This window comes from Pseudomonas syringae pv. tagetis (genome assembly GCF_022557255.1).
Lineage (GTDB): Bacteria > Pseudomonadota > Gammaproteobacteria > Pseudomonadales > Pseudomonadaceae > Aquipseudomonas > Aquipseudomonas caricapapayae.
Genome location: NZ_CP092923.1, coordinates 644176 through 664734 on the forward strand (window position 1 = coordinate 644176; position 20559 = coordinate 664734).

Annotated in this window: 22 protein-coding genes; 11 read left to right on the top strand and 11 right to left on the bottom strand. The window is 60.2% G+C overall.

Annotated elements, in window-relative coordinates; all coding sequences use genetic code 11:
- Positions 1-236: 236 nt before the first annotated feature.
- Positions 237-1757, bottom strand: a complete 1521-nt coding sequence (exaC, locus tag MME58_RS02800) for an acetaldehyde dehydrogenase ExaC (protein WP_054986867.1) — start codon at positions 1755-1757, stop codon at positions 237-239.
- Positions 1758-1982: 225 nt separating this feature from the next.
- Between exaC and mpl the strand changes: the two genes are divergently transcribed.
- From mpl to MME58_RS02815, 3 genes are read left to right on the top strand one after another with little or no spacing between them, the layout of a single operon-like run.
- The gene (gene mpl / locus MME58_RS02805; RefSeq protein ID WP_054986868.1) at positions 1983-3332 is read left to right on the top strand and encodes a UDP-N-acetylmuramate:L-alanyl-gamma-D-glutamyl-meso-diaminopimelate ligase; all 1350 of its coding nucleotides are present in this window, start codon (positions 1983-1985) and stop codon (positions 3330-3332) included.
- A complete protein-coding gene (gene ubiX / locus MME58_RS02810; protein ID WP_054986869.1) occupies positions 3329-3958 on the top strand; it encodes a flavin prenyltransferase UbiX in 630 nt (209 codons plus the stop codon). Before mpl ends, ubiX begins: the two co-directional genes overlap by 4 nt.
- Positions 3951-4235, top strand: coding sequence for a YceK/YidQ family lipoprotein (locus MME58_RS02815; protein WP_055007015.1), 285 nt, complete (start codon positions 3951-3953; stop codon positions 4233-4235). Before ubiX ends, MME58_RS02815 begins: the two co-directional genes overlap by 8 nt.
- 178 nt (positions 4236-4413) lie before the next feature.
- On the opposite strand, the gene MME58_RS02820 is transcribed toward MME58_RS02815, so the two are convergent.
- From MME58_RS02820 to MME58_RS02830, 3 genes are all read right to left on the bottom strand, one after another.
- Entirely contained in the window at positions 4414-5055 is a 642-nt protein-coding gene (locus tag MME58_RS02820; RefSeq protein WP_054986870.1) for an oxidoreductase, read from the bottom strand.
- Between the two features lie 25 nt (positions 5056-5080).
- On the bottom strand, positions 5081-6808 hold the full coding sequence (locus MME58_RS02825) for a C13 family peptidase (RefSeq protein WP_054986871.1): 1728 nt from the start codon (positions 6806-6808) through the stop codon (positions 5081-5083).
- 140 nt (positions 6809-6948) lie between these two features.
- A complete protein-coding gene (locus tag MME58_RS02830) occupies positions 6949-7404 on the bottom strand; it encodes a MaoC family dehydratase (RefSeq protein WP_054986872.1) in 456 nt (151 codons plus the stop codon).
- Positions 7405-7609: 205 nt separating this feature from the next.
- Here MME58_RS02830 and MME58_RS02835 point away from each other — a divergent pair, with 205 nt between their 5' ends.
- The 3 genes from MME58_RS02835 to MME58_RS02845 are packed head-to-tail and all read left to right on the top strand — an operon-like array spanning position 7610 to position 9289.
- On the top strand, positions 7610-7972 hold the full coding sequence (locus tag MME58_RS02835) for a CidA/LrgA family protein (RefSeq protein ID WP_054986873.1): 363 nt from the start codon (positions 7610-7612) through the stop codon (positions 7970-7972).
- A 2-nt stretch (positions 7973-7974) separates the two neighbouring features.
- Entirely contained in the window at positions 7975-8685 is a 711-nt protein-coding gene (locus MME58_RS02840; RefSeq protein ID WP_162491480.1) for an LrgB family protein, read from the top strand.
- 13 nt (positions 8686-8698) lie between these two features.
- On the top strand, positions 8699-9289 hold the full coding sequence (locus MME58_RS02845; protein WP_054986875.1) for an LON peptidase substrate-binding domain-containing protein: 591 nt from the start codon (positions 8699-8701) through the stop codon (positions 9287-9289).
- A gap of 148 nt (positions 9290-9437) precedes the next feature.
- Here the strand turns inward: MME58_RS02845 and MME58_RS02850 are convergent, their stop codons facing one another.
- The 6 genes from MME58_RS02850 to MME58_RS02875 all read right to left on the bottom strand — a co-directional run bounded on the left by MME58_RS02850 (position 9438) and on the right by MME58_RS02875 (position 14093).
- On the bottom strand, positions 9438-10004 hold the full coding sequence (locus MME58_RS02850; protein ID WP_055006996.1) for a DUF4136 domain-containing protein: 567 nt from the start codon (positions 10002-10004) through the stop codon (positions 9438-9440).
- Positions 10005-10019: 15 nt separating this feature from the next.
- Positions 10020-10658 carry a DUF4136 domain-containing protein gene (locus MME58_RS02855; protein WP_054986887.1) on the bottom strand — a complete coding sequence of 213 codons (639 nt, stop codon included), beginning with the start codon at positions 10656-10658 and terminating at the stop codon, positions 10020-10022.
- Positions 10659-10678: 20 nt separating this feature from the next.
- Positions 10679-11428, bottom strand: coding sequence for a methyltransferase domain-containing protein (locus MME58_RS02860; protein WP_054986877.1), 750 nt, complete (start codon positions 11426-11428; stop codon positions 10679-10681).
- On the bottom strand, positions 11425-11730 hold the full coding sequence (locus tag MME58_RS02865; protein ID WP_054986878.1) for a MazG-like family protein: 306 nt from the start codon (positions 11728-11730) through the stop codon (positions 11425-11427). The genes MME58_RS02860 and MME58_RS02865 overlap by 4 nt, the downstream gene beginning before the upstream one ends.
- Before the next feature lie 119 nt (positions 11731-11849).
- Positions 11850-12707, bottom strand: coding sequence for a MaoC family dehydratase (locus MME58_RS02870; protein ID WP_054986879.1), 858 nt, complete (start codon positions 12705-12707; stop codon positions 11850-11852).
- 30 nt (positions 12708-12737) lie between these two features.
- Positions 12738-14093: a 3-oxoacyl-ACP reductase gene (locus MME58_RS02875; protein ID WP_054986880.1), complete on the bottom strand. Its 1356-nt coding sequence runs from the start codon at positions 14091-14093 to the stop codon at positions 12738-12740.
- 107 nt (positions 14094-14200) lie between these two features.
- On the opposite strand from MME58_RS02875, the gene MME58_RS02880 reads away from it, so the two are divergent.
- The 3 genes from MME58_RS02880 (at position 14201) to MME58_RS02890 (ending at position 17475) form a co-directional block, all read left to right on the top strand.
- Positions 14201-15478 carry an acetyl-CoA C-acetyltransferase gene (locus tag MME58_RS02880; RefSeq protein ID WP_055007014.1) on the top strand — a complete coding sequence of 426 codons (1278 nt, stop codon included), beginning with the start codon at positions 14201-14203 and terminating at the stop codon, positions 15476-15478.
- Between the two features lie 288 nt (positions 15479-15766).
- A complete protein-coding gene (locus MME58_RS02885; RefSeq protein ID WP_054986881.1) occupies positions 15767-16045 on the top strand; it encodes a hypothetical protein in 279 nt (92 codons plus the stop codon).
- 32 nt (positions 16046-16077) lie between these two features.
- Positions 16078-17475 carry a DUF726 domain-containing protein gene (locus MME58_RS02890; RefSeq protein WP_054986882.1) on the top strand — a complete coding sequence of 466 codons (1398 nt, stop codon included), beginning with the start codon at positions 16078-16080 and terminating at the stop codon, positions 17473-17475.
- A gap of 7 nt (positions 17476-17482) precedes the next feature.
- Here MME58_RS02890 and MME58_RS02895 read toward each other — a convergent pair whose 3' ends face one another.
- Positions 17483-18511, bottom strand: coding sequence for a bile acid:sodium symporter family protein (locus MME58_RS02895; RefSeq protein WP_055006995.1), 1029 nt, complete (start codon positions 18509-18511; stop codon positions 17483-17485).
- Between the two features lie 85 nt (positions 18512-18596).
- Between MME58_RS02895 and MME58_RS02900 the strand changes: the two genes are divergently transcribed.
- On the top strand, positions 18597-19400 hold the full coding sequence (locus MME58_RS02900) for an AraC family transcriptional regulator (protein ID WP_055006994.1): 804 nt from the start codon (positions 18597-18599) through the stop codon (positions 19398-19400).
- Between the two features lie 244 nt (positions 19401-19644).
- Positions 19645-20541, top strand: a complete 897-nt coding sequence (locus MME58_RS02905) for a PA4780 family RIO1-like protein kinase (RefSeq protein WP_055006993.1) — start codon at positions 19645-19647, stop codon at positions 20539-20541.
- The last annotated feature ends 18 nt before the right edge of the window (positions 20542-20559 follow it).

Below are 20559 nucleotides of genomic sequence, written 5' to 3' on the forward strand. Positions count from 1 at the left end.
CGCTGCGCCGCACATTCAGGATCGGACGCGGAGCGTCCAGAACGGCATTCCCACGCGGAGCATGGGAACGATAAAGATCTTGAGACGGCTATCGTGCCAACGCTGCGCGTTGGTATGCAGTTCGTGACGCTCTGCGTCACAAATCTGCGTTGCACCGCGTATTCAGGATCGGACGCAGGGGGTCGAGAAATGCGTCCCCACGCATAACGTGGGGACGATCATTGCGGTGCCGTTGCCTAGAAAAACCCCAGCGGGTTGGTGTCGTAGCTCACCAGCAGGTTTTTGGTCTGTTGGTAATGCTCCAGGGCGATTTTGTGGGTTTCGCGGCCGACGCCGGATTTTTTGTAACCACCGAATGCAGCATGCGCCGGGTACAGGTGGTAGCAGTTGGTCCAGACGCGTCCGGCCTTGATCGCCCGGCCCACGCGGTAGGCGCGGTTAATGTCGCGGGTCCACAGACCTGCGCCCAGGCCGAACTCGGTATCATTGGCGATGGCGACGGCTTCTGCCTCGTCCTTGAAGGTCGTGACGCTGACCACCGGGCCGAAGATTTCTTCTTGAAACACGCGCATCTTGTTGTTGCCTTTGAGCAGCGTAGGCTGGATGTAATAGCCGGTGGAAAGGCTACCCTCCAGTTTCTCCACCTTGCCACCGGTCAACAGTTCGGCACCTTCGCCCTTGGCGATGTCGAGGTACGAAAGAATCTTGTCAAATTGTTGCTCGGATGCCTGAGCGCCGACCATGGTGTCGGTGTCCAGCGGGTCACCACGCTTGATCTTTTCGACCTTGCGCATCACCGCTTCCATGAATTGAGGATAGATGGACTCCTGAACCAGCGCGCGGGATGGGCAGGTGCAGACTTCGCCCTGATTGAAGAATGCCAGCACCAGACCTTCGGCGGCTTTGTCGATGAATTCCGGTTCGGCGCTCATGATGTCTTCGAAGAAGATATTCGGCGACTTGCCGCCCAACTCGACGGTGGACGGGATGATATTGTCCGCCGCCAGCTTCATGATATGCGAGCCGACCGGCGTCGAGCCGGTGAAGGCGATTTTGGCAATACGCTTGCTGCTGGCCAGCGCTTCGCCGGCTTCGCGCCCATAACCCTGCACGATGTTCAGTACGCCAGCGGGCAGCAGGTCGCCGATCAGCTCGATCAGGACGCTGATCCCAAGCGGCGTCTGTTCGGCGGGCTTGAGCACAATGCAGTTGCCGGCAGCCAGTGCCGGTGCGAGTTTCCAGGCCGCCATCAGAATCGGGAAATTCCACGGAATGATCTGCCCGACCACGCCCAGCGGCTCATGAATGTGGTAGGCCACGGTGTTGCCGTCGATCTCGGCGGCGCTGCCTTCCTGCGCGCGCAGCACGCCAGCGAAGTAGCGGAAGTGATCGGCGGCCAGCGGAATGTCGGCGTTGAGGGTTTCGCGAATCGCCTTGCCGTTGTCCCAGGTTTCGGTAATGGCCAAGACTTCAAGATTGGCTTCGATACGATCGGCAATCTTCAGCAGGACCAGCGAGCGAGCCTGCACCGAGGTCGAGCCCCAGGCTGCGGCGGCTGCGTGCGCGGCATCCAGGGCCTTGTCGATGTCTTCGGCAGTGGAACGGGGAAATTCGGCGATAGCCTTGCCAGTGACAGGCGAGGTGTTGGTGAAATACTGACCTTTGACCGGCGCGACGAACTCGCCGCCGATATAGTTACCGTAGCGTTCCTTGAAATTGACGATAGCGCCTTCGGTACCGGGATGAGCGTAACGCATGATATGTCTCCTGGTTCTTGTTGTGAGGGAGTCTGTGTCGATTCTGCTTTCGGGTATCTGGCAATAAGCGTTCAAGAATAGGCCATTTGCAATCGGCCGTGGCTAGGACTTTAGGCTTATCTGCCGGGCATTGAAATGGCCCGCGCACGCAATGTGCCGGACAAACTCAGGGTGCCATTTCAGCCTCCCTACGTTAACCTGCGCAGATGTTCTGAGAGGTTGGTCATGCATATTCATATCCTTGGTATCTGCGGCACGTTCATGGGGTCTCTGGCGGTGCTCGCCAAAGAGTTGGGGCATCGGGTCACCGGTTCCGACGCCAATGTCTATCCGCCGATGAGCACCCAACTGCAAGCCCAGGGCATCGAGCTGACCCAGGGTTACGACTCTGCGCAACTGGACCCGGCACCTGATCTGGTCGTGGTAGGCAATGCGCTCTCGCGTGGCAACCCGGCGGTTGAATATGTCCTGAATAAAGGTTTGCCGTATGTGTCCGGGCCGCAATGGCTGGCCGACCATGTGCTGCAAGGTCGCTGGGTACTGGCCGTGGCTGGTACGCATGGCAAGACCACCACCAGCAGCATGCTGGCCTGGGTACTTGAGCATGCGGGGATGAGCCCCGGCTTTTTGATCGGCGGCATTCCGCAGAACTTCGCCGTGTCGGCGCGCCTGGGGGATACACCGTTCTTTGTCGTCGAGGCCGATGAATACGACAGCGCCTTCTTCGACAAACGTTCCAAGTTCGTTCATTACCGCCCGCGGACTGCGATCCTCAACAACCTCGAATTCGATCACGCTGACATCTTTCCGGATCTGCCCGCCATCGAGCGCCAGTTTCATCATCTGGTGCGTACCATTCCCAGTGAAGGTCTGGTGATTCATCCGACTACCGAGCCAGCGTTGTCGCGGGTTATCGAGATGGGGTGCTGGACGCCGGTACAGACCACGGGGCAGAACGGTCAATGGCAGGCGCGACTGTCGAGCGAAGACGGCTCGCGTTTCGAGGTGCTGTTCGAGGGGCAGCTTCAGGGCACCGTCGACTGGGACATGACCGGTCAGCACAACGTGGCCAACGCGCTGGCGACGCTGGCGGCTGCGCGCCATGTGGGCGTCTTGCCGTCGCTGGGTGTGCAGGCACTTAGCGCCTTCAAGAGCGTCAAGCGGCGCATGGAAAAGGTCGCCGAGGTACGCGGCATCACCATTTATGATGACTTCGCCCATCACCCGACGGCCATTGCCACCACACTGGATGGCCTGCGCAAGAAGGTCGGCGATGCACCGATCATCGCTGTTATCGAACCGCGCTCCAACTCCATGAAACTCGGTGCGCACCGCGACGGCCTGCCGGACAGCGTGAATCAGGCGGATCAGGTGGTCTGGTATGCCCCGCCCAGTCTCGGGTGGGACCTGAGCGCTACGGTCGCTGGAGGCAAGGTGCCTGCTGTGGTGTGTGATTCGCTTGAAGCAATCATCGCCAGGGTTCACAGCCAGGCGCAGCCCGGCACGCACATTGTCATCATGAGTAACGGCGGCTTTGGCGGTCTGCATGGCAAACTGGCCGAGGCGCTGCGATGAGCGGCCCGGAGCGCGTTACGGTTGCGATGACCGGCGCTTCAGGCGCGCAATACGGCCTGCGTTTGCTGGATTGCCTGGTGCGTGAAGACCGGGAAGTGCACTTCCTGATCTCCAAAGCGGCACAGTTGGTGATGGCGACCGAAACCGATGTACGTCTGCCGCCCAAGCCAATGATGATGCAGGCGTTTCTGACCGAGTACACCGGTGCGTCTGCCGGGCAGATTCGGGTCTATGGTCGCGACGACTGGATGTCGCCGGTGGCCTCAGGCTCCGGGTCGCCCAGTGCGATGGTGGTGGTGCCATGCTCTACCGGTTCGCTGTCGGCAATTGCCACCGGGGCCTGCAACAATTTGATCGAGCGCGCCGCCGACGTTACGTTGAAAGAGCGTCGCCAGTTGATTCTGGTGCCACGCGAAGCACCCTTTTCCAGCATTCACCTGGAGAACATGCTCAAGCTGTCGAACATGGGCGCGGTTATCCTGCCTGCCTCACCGGGTTTTTATCATCAGCCGCAGACCATAGACGACCTGGTGGATTTCGTCGTTGCGCGCATTCTCAATCTGCTGAATATCCCTCAAGACATGCTGCCGCGCTGGGGCGAGCACCATGTTGGCGGCGATGAATAAGCTGCTGTCGATCTCGCTTGTGCTGGCGCTGACCGGCTGTGCCACTGCGCGCACGCTGGATGCGGCCAAGCCCGGTGCGCCAGTGGTGTATGCCGGCACACGGCTTAACCTGTATGCGCTACAGGGCGGTTGCTGTGCGGCTGACCGGTTCGGTGCAGAAGCACCTGCCTACCCGGGCCTGGACCTGCCGGGCAGTGCGCTGCTCGACACCCTGCTGCTGCCACTGTCATTGCTGACGGCGGCCGGGGTGGGCGTTCGGGCGACAGGCGGGCTTTAGAGGGACACCAGAGCGACTACCAGCGCTACCAATCGATGGTGATCGTTATACACAAGTCCGCTACCACGCCCTGCGGGCAGAAGCTTGAAATCCCCGTCCACCGGACTTTTCAGGGCTTGTGTATAGCGACGAGCGCGGAGCGTGGGGACCATCATAGTCCGGGCCCGGCGGTCATCACCTATTTGCCCAGCTTGCGCAGTTCATCCGACTCGACAATACGTTCGCCGTTCTGCTCTTCCAGCGCCAGGCGCCACATGGCGCGGGCCAGCTGGCAGGCCTCAATGGCGCCATATTTGCCGGGGATCAGTTTGGCGATGGGGGCTGCCAGTTGCTCGACCCAGCGGGTTTCGGGGCGGCTGCCCACCAGCAGCGAAGGGCGGGCGACGGTCAATTGCGGCCAGCCTTGCGCACGCAACGCCTGCTCCATCTCGCCTTTGACGCGGTTGTAGAAGGTACTGGACTTGGGGTCTGCGCCAATCGCACTGATCACCAGCAGATGGCGTGCGCCCAGCTCACGAGCACGTTTGGCGAACGCAACCACCAGCTCCAGATCGACCGCCTTGAAGGCCTCTTGCGATCCTGCCTGCTTGATGGTGGTGCCCAGGCAGCAGAACGCGATGTCTACACGGCCCGCCAGCGTCGGCAGCAGGGTGTTCAGTTCGCCGACCGGGTTCTCAAGGTGAGGATGTTCTGCCAGCGGCTTGCGCGTTGGGGCCAGCACACGGCTGACTGTCGGCTCGTTGAGCAGGCGGTCAAGCAAATGCTCGCCGGTCAGGCCGGTAGCGCCTGCGAGCAGGATGTGTTGCGGCGTCAGGTACATATCGTTCTCCTTGATACTGCTAAGCCTAGCGGCTAGTCGAGGTCTTCGCTTCCGTGCGGTTCAACGCCGTATTCAAAGCGCGTTCAGCCTGGCTTTTGCGCAACTGTTGCCAGCGCGCCAGAACTCCTTTCGGTGCCCATATTTGCGGTTCGGAGGCGTCGAAACTGTCTTCACTCTCACGTTGAGCAACATAGGCCTTTGCTTCATCGAACGCATGTTGCAGGTCATCGGTTTCGACCAATGCCCTAGCGAATAGTGCATCGCCGAAATAAGTGAAATCAGCCTCTTCCGAGCACCCGAACGACACACGGTCGGCGCGTGAGGCGGTCATGATCAGCGTGCGCTCATCTTTCAGACCGGGAATGAAACCACCGGAATAGCAGGCTGAAATCACCACGATCTTGTCACGGTTCTTCAGCGGCGCAAGGGCTGCAGCCAGGGCGTCAGCAGGCAGGTCTGCCAGCGACAGGCGTGGCTGGTCAAGCACCAGCTCATGGTCCTGAGTACCGTGGCTGGTCAGGTAAATGAATATCAGGTCTTCAGGCCCGGTACGTTGGGCGAGGGTCTGGACCGCACGGGTAATGGTCTCGCGCGTCGCCATTGGCCGGTCATCCATGTGGTCGCGATGATTGACCAGACTGACTTGCCCGACAGCACCAAAGCGCGATTTCAGCAGGTTGCTGACGTAGTCTGCCTCGTGCATGAACACGCTTTGCTTGCCATCGCCACCTACGACCAGCGTGTACAGCTCGGTAGCGGGCGTCGACGCAGGCACTGCGGCCAGCGCTTTTTCCAGAAGGGTGCCTTGCACCAGCAGCCCGGCTTCAAGTGCATCCGGCAGCAACTTGCCTTTTGCGTCACGCACCCGTTGACCGTTGGCCCAGATGCCACGCTGCTCCTTGCCATCCGGGGAGATCAGGACACCGTCACCCTCATAGGTGTCATCGGCAAACTGACCGACATAGCGGCTGCCATCGGGCAGTTGCAACTGACCCTGGCCCATGAAACGCCAGTTGTCGAAGTCGCCCTGATAACGGCTGCCGTCAGCACCGATCAATTCGCCTTTGCCGGTCAGGGCACCGTCCTTGAATTCACCGCTCCAGACGTCGCCGTCGCTGTTTTCATAGCGACCTTTGCCGTTCAGCTGGCTGTTGCGGAAATAGCCCACATATTGATCGCCGTCAGCACTGGTAAAGCTGCCGGTGCCCTGCAATTGACCGTCGACAAAGTTACCGCTGTACTGATTGCCGCTGGCGTCACTGCGTGAGCCTTCGCCGTTGGCCTTGCCATTGGCGAACATGCCTTGGTGCTGGCTGCCGTCTTCCAGTTCCAGTCGGCCGGGACCGTCGTACAGGCCTGCCTTGAACTGACCACGATAAAGCACGCCCTTGTCTTTCTGGGTGCCTTCGCCATCGCGCAGCCCGAGTTTGAAGTTGCCGACATAACTCGCGCCATTGCGGGTGGTTAGCCGGCCCTGGCCGTTGAACAGGCCTTGCTCGAAACCACCCTTATAGACGTCGCCATTGCTGGCGTGCCACTCACCCTGGCCTTGGCGCAGGCCGTTTTCGAACTGGCCTGCGTACCAACTGCCGTTGGGGTAGTCGATCCGCCCCTGGCCCTGTAATACGCCGTTGACCAGATCGCCGCGATAGCGTCCGCCGTCGGGCAGGCGGCCGTCGGGTGGCAAAATCGATTCGCCATCGCCGCAGCCTGCGATCAAGAGTGTCAAAGCCAATGGAGCGAGCGCGCGCATGTGAGATCCCGAAAGAATGATTCAGTGGCGAGCCCGGCTCTGCTGGGGCAGATGTTATGGGTCACGACCGCAGGGGAGTATGCCGCAGCGAGTAAGCGGGATGAAACAGTCTGTTACGACTGTTTCATGTTTTAAACGTATTACACGAAACACAAGGTCAAGGGTTCGGCGACAAAAGCGGGTTTTTCCTGACCTTCGATCTCCAGCGTGGCGTTGGCCTTGAGCAACCATTGGCCCGGTTTTTTCTCGGTCACTTCAGTCAGCTGGACCTTCAGACGTACGCGAGAGTTGACCGGCACCGGTTGCACAAAGCGCACGCTGTCCATCCCGTAGTTGACCGCCATCTTCAAGCCTTCGGGCAATACCATGATGCCCTCCATGAGCTTGGGAATCAGCGACAACGACAGGAATCCATGTGCAATAGTCGCACCGAACGGGGTCTGTGCGGCTTTGACCGGGTCGACATGAATGAACTGGAAATCACCTGTGGCTTCGGCGAACAGGTTGATGCGCTCCTGATCGATGGTCAGCCAGTCCGAACATCCTGCGTCCTTGCCGATGTAATGCTTGAGCTCTGTGACGGGTACGGAAGGCATGCCGCTCTCCTTGTCTGATGGGGTTGTGTATCGCACTGCCGTTGCCCGCGTCGGCTAATGCCTGCGGACGAACCACAAGATCAGCAGAGGGTTGCCGGTTGGTCAAGCAACGGCCTTAATGCGAATACCCTCTCATGACCTCTGGCGTGGCGTGTTTATAATGACGCCGATAATTCGCCGGATTCGTTTACAGGCTGGAGTCCTCATGTTGTTACGGGGTTTGACATGGCTGGTGCTGTTCCAATTGCTGGGGACTGCGCTCAACCATCTGTTTCTGTCGATATTGCCGGGGCCGATCATCGGGCTTGTGCTGTTAATGGCTTATCTGATGCTGCGCGGTGAAGTGAGCGAACCGATCAGCATGGCCGCGAGCAGCCTGCTGCGCTATCTGCCGCTGCTGCTGGTGCCGCCTGCCGTTGGCGTGATGGTTTATGCGTCGGCCATCGCCGAGGACTTCTGGGCGATATTCGGCACCTTGACGCTGTCGCTGATGATTTCCGTGACCTTCGTCGGCTGGCTGATGCAGGCCCTCATCAGGCGTCAGGCCCGCCGCCAGGAGGCACCATGAACATGGACTGGCACGGTGCATGGATGTCGGTCATTCACCATCCGCTTTTTGGCATCGCGATCACTCTGGGGGCGTATCAGTTGGCGATGGCTGCTTACGAACGGACGCGCTGGCTGTTTCTGCAGCCGGTGCTGGTTTCGATGGTGGTGGTGATCGGGGTTGTGCTGTTCTGTGACCTTGAGTACACCGAGTACCGCAAAAGCACTGAAATTCTGAGCACGCTGCTGGGGCCTGCGACCGTTGCGCTGGCTGTCCCGCTTTACCTGAATATGCGGCGAATCCGGCAGTTGTTGTGGCCGGTCTTGACTACGCTGGTAGTCGGCGGGGTTTTTGCTACCGGGTTGTGCGTGGGGTTCGGGGTGCTGTTTGGTGCCGACCACATGATTCTGATGACCATGGCGCCGAAGTCCGTGACTTCGCCCATCGCCATGCTGGTCGCCGAGCAGATCGGTGGCGTTGCAGCCCTGGCGGCGGTTTTTGTATTGATTACTGGCGTATTCGGTGCCATTTTCGGCCCCGGCCTGTTGTCGCTGGCCGGCGTTGATAATCCTGCTGCCCGCGGCATGGCGCTGGGACTTACCGCCCATGCGGTAGGGACATCCGTAGCATTGCAGGAGGGGGAGGAATCGGGGGCTTTTGCTGCGTTGGCAATGAGTCTGATGGGCGTTGCGACGGCACTGTTCCTGCCGTTGGCGATGTCGCTGGCCATTTAAAGGAGGCTTTTCCATGACGTTGCCACTGTTTCCATTGAACGCTGTGCTGTTTCCAGGGTGCGTGCTTGATCTGCAGTTGTTTGAAGCCCGCTATCTGGACATGATCGGCCGCTGCATGAAGCAGGGGGAAGGCTTTGGCGTGGTGTGCATCACCGAAGGTAGTGAAGTGGGCGCAGTGCCGGGCGGTTACTCACTGATCGGCTGCGAAGCACTGGTCACGGATTTCCAGCAGCAGGAAAACGGCTTGCTGGGTATTCGCGTTGTCGGGGGGCGTCGCTTCCGCGTGGTCGCCGCTGAAGTGCAACGCGATCAACTGCTGGTGGCCGAGGTAGAGTGGCTGGAAGAGCCGTTGGAGCGCCCGCTGCAGGAAGAGGACGCAGACCTCGTCGCCCTGCTGGAGGCGCTGGCCGAACATCCGATGGTGGCGTCCCTGAACATGGGAGTGGCTGCCGGTGGACAATATTCACTGTCCAACCAGCTAGCCTATCTGCTGCCGTTCACCGAGAAGGACAAAGTCGAACTGCTGGAAATCGACGACCCTGAAGAACGACTTGATGCGATTCAGGAATTGCTCGATGAAATGCAGGGCGATCTGCAGGCTTGAGTCCGGGCTTTTGCTTCCATATCCATGTGCGTCGGCATGCTGCATTTCCGGACGCCCCCGTCTGTATGCGCTGCTACCATGGGCGGCTGGGCGCTGAAGTGTTAGCGCGGGAGCAAGTAGCTGTGTCTGGCAGTAGCGTCAAATCCCGTCAGCGCGGTGGGTACTGTTCCAGGATTTTCGCCACAGTTGTTCGAATGGCCTGCTCTCGTTCAGTCGGGTTGCCGGCGTTGTCGTTGAGGATGCGCTCGGTGCTGCCACGCCAGACCAGCTTGCCGTCCTTGCCATCGAACATATCGATCTGCAGGGTGCCGACCTTGTAGTCCACGCTACGGGTTTCGGTGCTCATTGGCCCGTTCCAGTAGCCATAACCGCCCCAAGGGTTCCAGCCTCCACCATAATTGGTGCTGACGGTCTGCTGGCGGTTTTCGACAATCAGCCAGGCTTGAACCTTCACATCCGGCCGGGCACCGGCAGCGGCCATGCGCAGGCCGCGCTGGTCGAGCTGTTCGTTGATCGATTGGCGAATGCGTTGCTCGGTCAGATCGCTTTTGAGCCGAGGGTCATTGTCCGGCTGATACTGAACGGCGGGTTCTTTCCAGCTCCAGTTACGATAGCCGCCGAAATCCCGTTGGGCATCGAAGTCGCGATTGATCGAATTGCTCTGACAGGCAGCCAGCAGCAAGGAACAGGACAGCAGAACAATACGGCGGAACATGGCAGTTCTCCGAAGTCACGAAGGGGGGTAGGCCGTCAGGGCCTGTTGCACGGCCTGACGTAATGCGGTACTGCGGTCTGCCAGATTATTGCTGGCGCGTGCGTCTGCGCTGGCGCTCCATACCGGTTGGCCGGTGCGCGCGTCGATCAGGTTGATCTGCACCACCATTACGTTTTCCCGGTACGTGCGCACCACCGGCACGCTGGCGTATCCGCCGTAACCGGGCCGGTAACCATCGTAGCGGCCGTAGCCCATGCCGCCGCCGTAGTACGGATCGTAATCCTCACGCACCTGACGCAGCCGGGTTTCCTGGCGGGTTGTGGCGCTGACGTAGAGGTCTGCCGGTTGATTGCCGCGAGCAGGTCGCAAGCCACGCTGATCAAGACCATTGCTGACCGCTTCGACCACCTGTGCCGAGTCCACCCACGCCGTACCGGGCGGCAACTGGCCGTTGAGCCAGCCCCAGGACCGATACCGGCCATAGTCACGCGGCGGCGCGGGGTAGGCGCTCATGTCCAGTGTCTTTGCCGCTTGCGGTGGGGCGGGCGGCATGGGCAGCGAGCTGGCCACATACGGATTATCGCTCTGGCAGGCGCTAATCCCCAGCAGGCCTGTCCCCAGAAGCATGGCAAACCAGGCAGCACGGTATTTCATGGTGGTCTCCGCAGTGAATGTCAGACCGGACGGCATATCCAGTGCAGGTATCGACCCAGCCCGGCAAAAGCGGGATGACGCCGATGCGCCAGTTCCATTTCCAGTAGATCGGTCAGCCCGGCCCGAGCCTGGAACTCGACCGGCATGTAATCGTGGAACACTCGCACGCCGCTACGGGTTTCGACTTGCCAGAGGCCTTCAAGTTGCGTCGCCAGCGCCCGAGGGTCGAGTGGTTGCTGTGGCGTCAGGCTCTGTTTTTCCCCGGCCATGTCATTTTTGCGCATCTTGCGGAAATGACCTTTCAGCAGGTTGCGATAGATCAGCGCATCACGGTTGTAAAACGCCAGTGACAACCATCCGTCAGCTTTGGTCAACCGGTGCAGCACCGGAAGAATCGCGTACGGTTCGGCCAGCCACTCCAGCACGGCGTGGCACAGCACCAGATCATAAGTGTCGCTCAGTAATTCAGGCAGCGCCTGCCAAGGGGCCTGAATGAAGGTTGCCGTCTGTCCGGCAGCGGCAAAGCGCTGACGTGCGCCTTCGAGCATCGGCTCGGCGGGCTCGGCCAGTGTTACCTGGTGCCCTTGTTCGGCCAGCCACAGCGACATGTGCCCCAGCCCGGCACCGATATCCAGTACGCGAAGCGGTCGCGAGGGCAGGGTTTCGGTCAGGTCGGCCTGCAGCACTGCCAGGCGAATGGCACCCTTGGCCCCCCCATAGATTTTTTCCGCAAAGCGGGTCGCCAACTGGTCGAAATGACGATCACTCACTTGGCAAATCTCCGCTCGCTGTCTGCCAGCTTGTCGCGCACGACGGTTTCCATGTCCAGCCCCAGCTCGCTGCATAGCAGTAACAAATACAGAACGATATCGCCGACCTCCTGACCTGCGTGCTTCAGCTGGTCGGCAGGCAGTTCGCGGGACTGGTCTTCGCGCAGCCATTGGAATATTTCCACCAGCTCGGCCATTTCCACGCTGGCAGCCATGGCCAGATTTTTCGGGCTGTGAAATGGCTTCCAGTCATTCTGGTCGCGAATGCGGTGCAGGCGTTGGGTCAACTCGTCGAGGTTCATCGTGCTCTCCTGAAGACGCATAGCTTCAGGGGAATCAAGGCACCAGGCAAGTGGGCTGTGAGCTTTGTTCAGCCGTTGAAGGGAGCAGCGCTCCCGTCACAGGTCTTTATCGGGGAGCGTTATTCGGCTGCTGGCTGCCAACTGCCGACCATATGCACGATGCCCTCCTGACCTTCGACACGGAACTGACCATGAGAACCGGCAGCGCTGGCGGACAGTGTCACGTCGGCAGGCAGGCGCACCGGCTTCTGGAATTGCACGCTGATCTCGACATTCGAGGCCGGCAAATGCTCGCCCAGCGCCGCAAGCACACGGGCCTTGAGCCACATTCCATGGGCGATGGCGCGCGGGAAACCGAACAGCCTGGCGGTGGGCGCACTAAGGTGAATCGGGTTGTAGTCACCCGATACCTTGGCGTACTCGCGACCGGTCTGTGCGGAGGCCCTCCAGCTGTCCAGTTCGCTGACGGGCAGCGGCACAGGCTCGGGATGTATGACAGGCGCATCTTCAAGGTGTACGGCGGTGCAGAGCATGGTGCTTTCTTCTTCCCAAAGAAGCCCCATGCCGTCCTCGGCCTGAGTGACCAACGTGAAGGTCGCGCCTTTGGCATGTGGACGCAAGTCGGTGGCCTGAACGCTGATATACAACTGGCTTACGCCGCCGAGCGGACGATGCGTGCGAATGCAGTTGGCCAGGTGAATAAGCCCCAGCAACGGAAACGGAAACTCCTGTGACGTCATCAGCTGCATTTGTAGCGGGAAGGCCAGCACATGTGGATACGTCGGCGGCAGCAGGCTGCTTTCTTCGAACCCACAGACCTTGTTGTACGCGTCAAGTTTGTCGGTATCGACCGTGATCCAGCTTCGCAAGCCCAGATCAGGTAACTGCGAGCCGGTGACCTTGCGCCTGAGCGCTGCCTGGATGAACAGGTTGGACAGGGGCTGCAGGGAATTGAGGTAGCGCCAGTGAGCCGTCATCATCCATCTCCTTGAACTCGGTGCGGGACCTTAGGCCCCGATCACGTTTTGACCACATACACGTAGAACCTGGCCGCTCACCGCGCCGCTGCCCGGCTGACTGAACCACGCCACTGCTTCGGCAACGTCCTGGGGTGAGCCGCCCTGACCCAGTGAACTCATGCGCCGCCCGGCCTCGCGCAAGGTGAACGGCATGTGCGCGGTCATTTTCGTTTCGATGAAGCCCGGTGCAACGGCGTTTATGCTGATGCCACGCGACTTGAGTCCGGGAGCCATAGCCCTGGCAAAGCCGATCAGGCCGGCCTTGCTGGTGGTGTAGTTGGTTTGCCCGCGATTACCGGCAATGCCGCTGATCGAGGCCATGAGCACAATCCTGGCGTTATCCTTCAAGGCTCCTGCGTCGAGAAGCACCTGAGTCAACACTTGCGGGGCGTTGAGGTTGACCGCCAACACCGAGTCCCAGAAATCCTCCGGCATGTTGACCAGCGTCTTGTCGCGTGTGATACCGGCGTTGTGCACCAGTATGTCGACGCCGTCGGGCAAGTGCTCAAGCAACTGGGCCGGAGCATCCGCCGAGCATATATCCAGCGCAAGAGCCTGACCGCCGAGCCTTGAGGCCAATGCTTCCAGTTCGTTTCTGGTCTGCGGCACGTCCAGCAGAATGACGTGCGCGCCGTCACGCGTCAGGGTCTCGGCGATCGACGCCCCGATGCCACGTGCTGCGCCGGTTACCACAGCCTTGCGCCCGGCCAGCGGGCGAGTCCAGTCCTGCACCTTGCTCGGACAGGCACTGAGGTGCACGAACTGACCGGAAATGAACGCAGCCTTGGGCGTCAGGAAAAAGCGCAAGGCACCTTCCAGTTGATCCTGTGCGTCCTCATCCACTTGCAACAGCTTGACCGTTGCGCCGTTGCGCACTTCCTTGGCCAGCGAGCGGCTGAAGCCTTCAATGGCCTGCTGAGTGCTGGCCGCCAGCGGATCGGTGAGGGTCTCGGGGGCTCTGCCGAGGATCACCACATGGGCGCAATGGTCAAGGTTACGCAGCAGCGGCTGAAAGAAGTCGCGAAGTTGCCTGAGTTGCTCGGTGCGCAGGATCTGACTGGCATCAAAGACCACGGCTTTCAGGCGAGGCCCCTGATTGGATACCCAAGTCGTTGCACCGGGCATGTCGCTGCCGAAGCTGTAAAGCGAGTCTGTCAGGCGGCTGGCGAACTGCCGGACCTGATCACCCAGCGGTCCGGCACTGATCAGCAGGGTGCCCTCGACAGGACGAAGACGCCCGGCCTGCCAGCGCTCCAGGTGGGTGGGAGCAGGCAGACCGACGGCGTTCACCAGTCGCCGACCCATGTCGGAATTGGCGAAATCAATATAGCGATCTGACGGCATGGAACACTCTCCTGAAGTCGGGGTTCAAAGGAATGGACCACGGTGGCATGACGTTTGTTCTGCGATCGACACGGCTCATCCATTCGCTTGAAGAAAGGGAGTTTTCCATGACGCATCCTCGTCGGGTCGCCATCGTCGGCGGTAACCGCATTCCGTTTGCCCGTTCCGACGGCCCTTACGCCACTGCCAGCAATCAGGACATGCTCACCGCTGCTCTGGAGGGGCTGATCGAGCGCTTCAATCTGCACGGGCTGCGCATGGGCGAAGTGGTGACAGGCGCGGTGCTCAAGCACTCCAGAGATTTCAACCTCACCCGCGAATGCGTGCTCGGCTCGCGACTGTCGGCGCAGACCCCGGCGTACGACATTCAGCAAGCGTGCGGAACCGGTCTGGAAGCCGCGTTGCTGGTGGCCAACAAGATCGCGCTGGGGCAGATCGAATGCGGCATCGCCGGGGGCGTGGACACCACGTCCGATGCGCCGATAGGCGTCAACGAGGGGCTGCGCAAGATTTTGCTGCAGGTCAACCGCAGCAAGACACCGGTCGACAAAGTCAAGGCCCTGATGCAGTTACGCCCGCATCACCTCAAGCCGGAGCTGCCACGCAACGGCGAGCCGCGCACGGGGTTGTCGATGGGCCAGCATTGCGAACTGATGGCGCAGACCTGGGGCATAGAGCGTAGCGCGCAGGATCAACTGGCGCTTGAGAGCCATCTTAAAATGGCCGCAGCCTGCGCCGAGGGCTGGCAGGATGATTTGATGACGCCGTACAGGGGGCTGATCCGCGACAACAACCTGCGCCCTGACCTGACGATCGAGAAGCTGGCCGGCCTCAAGCCCGCGTTCGAGCGCAGCGCCAAAGGTACATTGTCGGCCGGCAATTCGACGCCGCTCACTGACGGTGCATCGGTGGTGTTGCTAGCCAGCGAAGAATGGGCTCGCGAGCGCGGCCTGCCGGTGCTGGCTTACTGGCGCGATGGTGAGGCCGCGGCGGTCGACTTCGTCAACGGCGCAGAAGGGCTGCTGATGGCTCCTGTCTACGCGGTCCCTCGCCTGTTGGCACGCAATGGCCTGAGCCTTCAGGACTTCGATTACTACGAAATCCATGAGGCCTTTGCCGCTCAGGTACTGTGCACGCTCAAGGCCTGGGAAGATGCCGATTACTGCAAGACCCGGCTTGGGCTGGACGCGCCGTTGGGGTCGATTGACCGCAGCAAACTGAACGTGAAGGGCAGCTCACTGGCCGCCGGTCACCCGTTTGCCGCGACCGGTGGCCGTATCGTCGCCAACCTGGCCAAACTGCTCGACGCAGCAGGCAGCGGACGTGGACTGATTTCTATCTGCGCAGATGGCGGGCAGGGCGTTACGGCGATTCTGGAGCGTTAAAGTCAGACGATAGTCAGGTTATCGTTCCTAGGCTCCAGCGCAGGAATGCATTTCGACGCTCTGCGTCAAAGATTCGCGCCACGCCGCCTGTTCAAGGCAGGACGCAGAGCGTCCAGAACGGCATGCCGACGCGGAGCGTCGCACGATAGTCATAGTTGAGGTTATCAGCGCAGGAATGCATTTCGTGACGCTCTGCGTCACAATCTGCGCCGCGCTGTATATCCAAGACTGGAAACAGCGTGCAGGATGATCAATCGGCATTATTGGCCTGTAACGTTGAGGTAAGGCATGGGGCTCATTATAGGGGTATCGGTACTTCTGATCCTGATCGGCACCGTGCTCTATCTGTTCGACAAGGGCTCGCGGACCCGATGGCTGAGGCCCTATGTCGGGCTTGCGCTGATCGGTTTGCTGATCGGCGGAATGGGCCTGCTGGTGGGGTTGGTTTCCGATGACATCGAAAGCTATTTTCTGCTGGTTGCCAAATGGGTCATCGCAGTGACCGGTATCATGTTCTGCCTGCGCCTGATCATATTGATCGCCAGGCGCTTCATCGTCAGAAATTGAGCGTGCAACCCGCCCATGCGTGACAGGACAACGTGGAAAATCACTTCAAGTTTCTGACCCTGCCCAAGACGTCGGGCGAGGTCGCCAACGTTTTCATTCACGGCTATTCGTCAGGGCATGATCTGGACGACCGGCGCATGCTGGCCAACAGCATTCCCGGTGCCTTGCGCCAGAGTGTGAATATCCTGGCGTTCTGGCCCTCCAGCCATTTCACCCAGATGGACAACCGCTCCCGTGGCCTGCTGATGGCCGCTGCACGTGTGCATCCGCTGGCAGGCGCAGCAGCGCTGGCGGGAGACCGGGTTGTGCATTTTGCGCGTATCCGCAACCGTGCCCGTGACATGGGCAAGGTATTGCTGGCACAGCTGGACCGCTATCTGTTCGAACATCATCCGGGCGTCAAACAGGTCAATCTGATCGGTCATTCATTGGGCGGTCGGCTTTTGGTCAGCGCGCTCAAGAACCTGGAGCATCCGCCCGAGCATGGACTTGTGGTGGGTGATGTATTACTGATGGCAGCGGCGGTGCGCATTAATGCTGCCGAGGCAGAAGTGCTTCAGCAGAGAATCAGCGGGCGGCTGATCAATGCGTACTCGACTGAAGACCACGTGCTGTTGCTGAATCTGGGCGAAAAGAGCCTTGGGCGTACGCCAGTCGAGCACTTCGAGAACGTGCGAATGCCGGGTTACCGCCATCACTATTACTGGCGACGTTTGCAGGAAGTGCTGATTGCAACCCGTTTCAGCGGCTGTGAAGGGCTGGAAACCGGCGTTGCCCTTTTGCCGACAATGACCCGCGACCCGGTCCTGCAGGACATTTGGCTGCACAGCGTTCTGGCCCGCTCGCCGGACTATGTGCTGGAGGCGGCCATCAAACATTTGTGCAGCAGTCGATGGACGCGTCTCAAGGCAAATGAAGCGGATCGCACCTACGCATTCGTGCGCGAATTCCAGTTGGTTGCCGGACACTTTCTGATCAATGCCGCCCGGCGTCGAGGCGTACCGTACACGCGAGTGCTGGGCATGCTGGCGCGGCAGTACGGCCTGAGCGACTCGCTGCACCAGTGCGCGACAGTGGTCGAAGTGGAAGAACTGCTGCTCAGGACGTTTTTTCGGCATGCGTTCAACAATGCGCACCCTTTGGTGCAAATGCCCCGTGCCAGTGTCAGCGCAATGAGCTGGGACGTATATGCCGCGCATGTCGACGCACTGGCCGAGCGCCTGACCGTTGCGGCGTTTTTCAAACCTGCGCAAACCGAGAACGCGCCCGGCGCGATCAAGGGGCTACTGGGCGCTATTCGCCAGGCACCGGTGCAGCGTCTCCTGACGCACTTTGGCACTGCGCTCAGGCCGGGTTATTCAGCGTTGATCCCAACCGTGGCAATCATCTTTTACGCGCGCGTCACGCTGGACGATGACGCGCTGATGTAGATCTTGATCAGGCGGCCCGAGCGTCTGCCAGTGCGGCCTCCGAAAGCTGCTGGCGATGACGACTGGCGTAGCTCTCGGCGATGATCGAGCAGACGATCAGCTGCATCGGGTGATAGATCATGATGGGTAACAGAATAAGCCCCAGGCCCGGATTGCTGCCGAAGATCAAGGCGGCCATCGGTGCGCCTGCGGCAAGGGACTTCTTGGTGGCGCAGAACACCGCCGCGACCTTATCGGCATGATCGAACTTGAGCGCTCGCGCTGTGCGCGTGGTCATCAACAGAATCACCGCCAGTAACAATGCGGTGCCGATGAACGCCGTCAGGATCACGCTGTTGCCCTGGCTCTGCCACATGCCGGAGATCATCGAATTGCAGAACGCCGCATAAACCAGCAGCAGGATGACCAGCTTGTCGATCAGGCTGGTGTATTTCTTGTGCCGCGCGAAAAACTTGCCCAGCAGCGGTCGCAGCAACTGGCCCAAGACCAGCGGCAGCAGAAGCATGGCGCACAGGTCGAGCAGCGTGTCGCCCAGATCGATCCCGCCGGCACCTGTCCCGACCAACAGGCTCACCAGCCAAGGCGTGATGAAAATACCGATGACGCTGGACATGCTGGCGTTGAGAATCGCCGCAGGGACATTGCCGCCTGCGCTGCCAGTCAACGCTACCGAGGAAGAAATGGTCGAGGGCAGGGCGCACAGATAGAAAAAGCCCAGCATCAGCAATGCAGGCACATGTGAACCCTGCAGCTTGTCGCACACCAGCCAGATCAGCGGGAACACCACGAACGTGAACGTCTGGATCATCACGTGTAGACGCCAGTTGGTCAGCCCTCGCTTGATCTGTTCGCTGGACAGGTTCACGCCATGCAGAAAGAACACCACGAACACGCCGATGTTGATCACGTATTCAGCATGCATGCTGCCGCCACTGGCACCAAAGCGTGGAAAGAAGTAGGCGAGCACCGTCGCCAGAACCATGCCCCAGAGGAACCAGTCGGTGGCGACGCGCTTGAAGTGTTTGAGTGCTTGCATGGCTAGTCTGGACAACTTTTGTAAATGAAGATGCGCGCAGGCTACTCTGTTGCTCTGCAGCCGTCTTGCGACATAAGGCCATAAGATGCCGACTAACGGACAAATCGATCAGCGTCATCCTGCGGGCGAGCGGCACATACCCGCATTGTCCGGTCTGCCACGGCCACTGTACGCTCGCGCCGAAAGCCTCAGCGCCGGTTCATGGACGCCGCCTCATCGCCACGACTGGGTGCAGTTTTCCTACGCGATAAGCGGAGTTCTGGGAGTGCACACCGCCGAGGGCAGTTTTTTTGCACCGCCGCAATGGGGTGTCTGGGTGCCCGCCGGGCTTGAGCACGAAGTCGTGACCTCCATGCGTGCCGAAATGCGCAGTCTGTACATCCGCACGGCTGACTCCGGCTGGGTTCCGCAGCGTTGCCGAGTGCTGGAAGTCACGCCGCTGGCCCGTGAACTGATCAAAAGCTTCTGTCTGTTGCCCGTGGACTACCCCGAGCAGGAAAGCCATGAAGCGCGGTTGGTGCAGGTTCTCCTGGATCAGTTGGCGCAACTGCCGGAAGTCGGTTTTTCGCTGCCGTTGCCGCGTCATCCGCGTCTGCTTGCGTTGTGCAGCGAATTGATAGAAGAGCCGGGCCGGTTGATTACCCTGCACGACTGGGCGGCCCGTCTCGGCACATCCGAGAAAACCCTGATGCGCCTGTTTCAGCGCGAAACCGGCTTGAGCTTTCGTGGCTGGCGTCAGCGGGCACGGTTATTGTCTTCACTTTCTGCACTGGAAGAGGGCACCAGTGTCACTCATACCGCGCTGGCGTGTGGTTATGACTCGACGTCGGCGTTTATCGCTGCGTTCAAAGGGTTGTTCGGTCATACCCCCGGTGATTTGTTCAAGTAACGCCGGATTCTATTGCGCACTAACGGATGCATCTAACGAGGCGTTTTCGGGTTTTACACGTTTTGTCCCGGAATATCTTTTATCGGCCGTACGGCACGAAAGGTGCTTTAAACCGGGGGATTGCGTGGTTTTCGCTTAAAAAACCTTTCAATCCACAGGGCTCTACCCCTACTCGCTGGCGGAGGATTGCCGTATAACGGCAACAATCGCGTATCTGGCAACAAAGGACCCACAATAAAAGCTGATGAAAACTCCTAAACGCATTGAACCCCTGATCGAAGACGGTCTGGTCGACGAGGTGCTGCGCCCGCTCATGAGTGGTAAAGAGGCAGCTGTTTATGTGGTGCGCTGTGGCAATGAGCTGCGGTGTGCCAAGGTTTACAAGGAGGCTAACAAACGCAGTTTCCGTCAGGCGGCCGAGTATCAGGAAGGTCGCAAGGTACGCAACAGCCGACAGGCCCGTGCCATGGCCAAGGGTTCGAAGTTCGGGCGCAAGGAAACGGAGGACGCCTGGCAGAACGCCGAAGTGGCTGCCCTGTTTCGTCTGGCCAGCGCGGGTGTGCGGGTTCCCAAGCCGTACGACTTCCTGGAAGGCGTGCTGCTTATGGAACTGGTGGCGGATGAATATGGCGATGCAGCGCCGCGGCTGAACGATGTGGTGCTGGAGCCTGATCAGGCACGGGAGTATCACACCTTCCTGATCGAACAGATCGTGCTGATGCTGTGTGCCGGCCTGGTGCACGGTGACCTGTCCGAGTTCAACGTGCTGCTGGCACCGTCCGGTCCGGTCATCATCGACCTGCCGCAAGCGGTCGATGCCGCGGGCAACAACCACGCGTTCAGCATGCTGGAGCGCGACGTGGGCAACATGGCACTGTACTTCGGCCGCTTTGCGCCGGAACTCAGGAAGACCAAATACGCCAAGGAAATGTGGTCGTACTACGAGGCGGGCACCCTGTCGCCAGCCACGGTACTGACCGGTGAGTTCGATGAGCCGGAGGACGAAGCCGATGTGGGTGGCGTACTGCGTGAAATCGAAGCTGCCCGTCTCGACGAAGCCCGCCGCCAGGCTGCTCGTGCCGCAGACGACGCACCACCGGGCAAGTCCAGCGAAGAACCACCGCCGCCGTGGATGCAGTAAAACCTGACTGACTCTTGT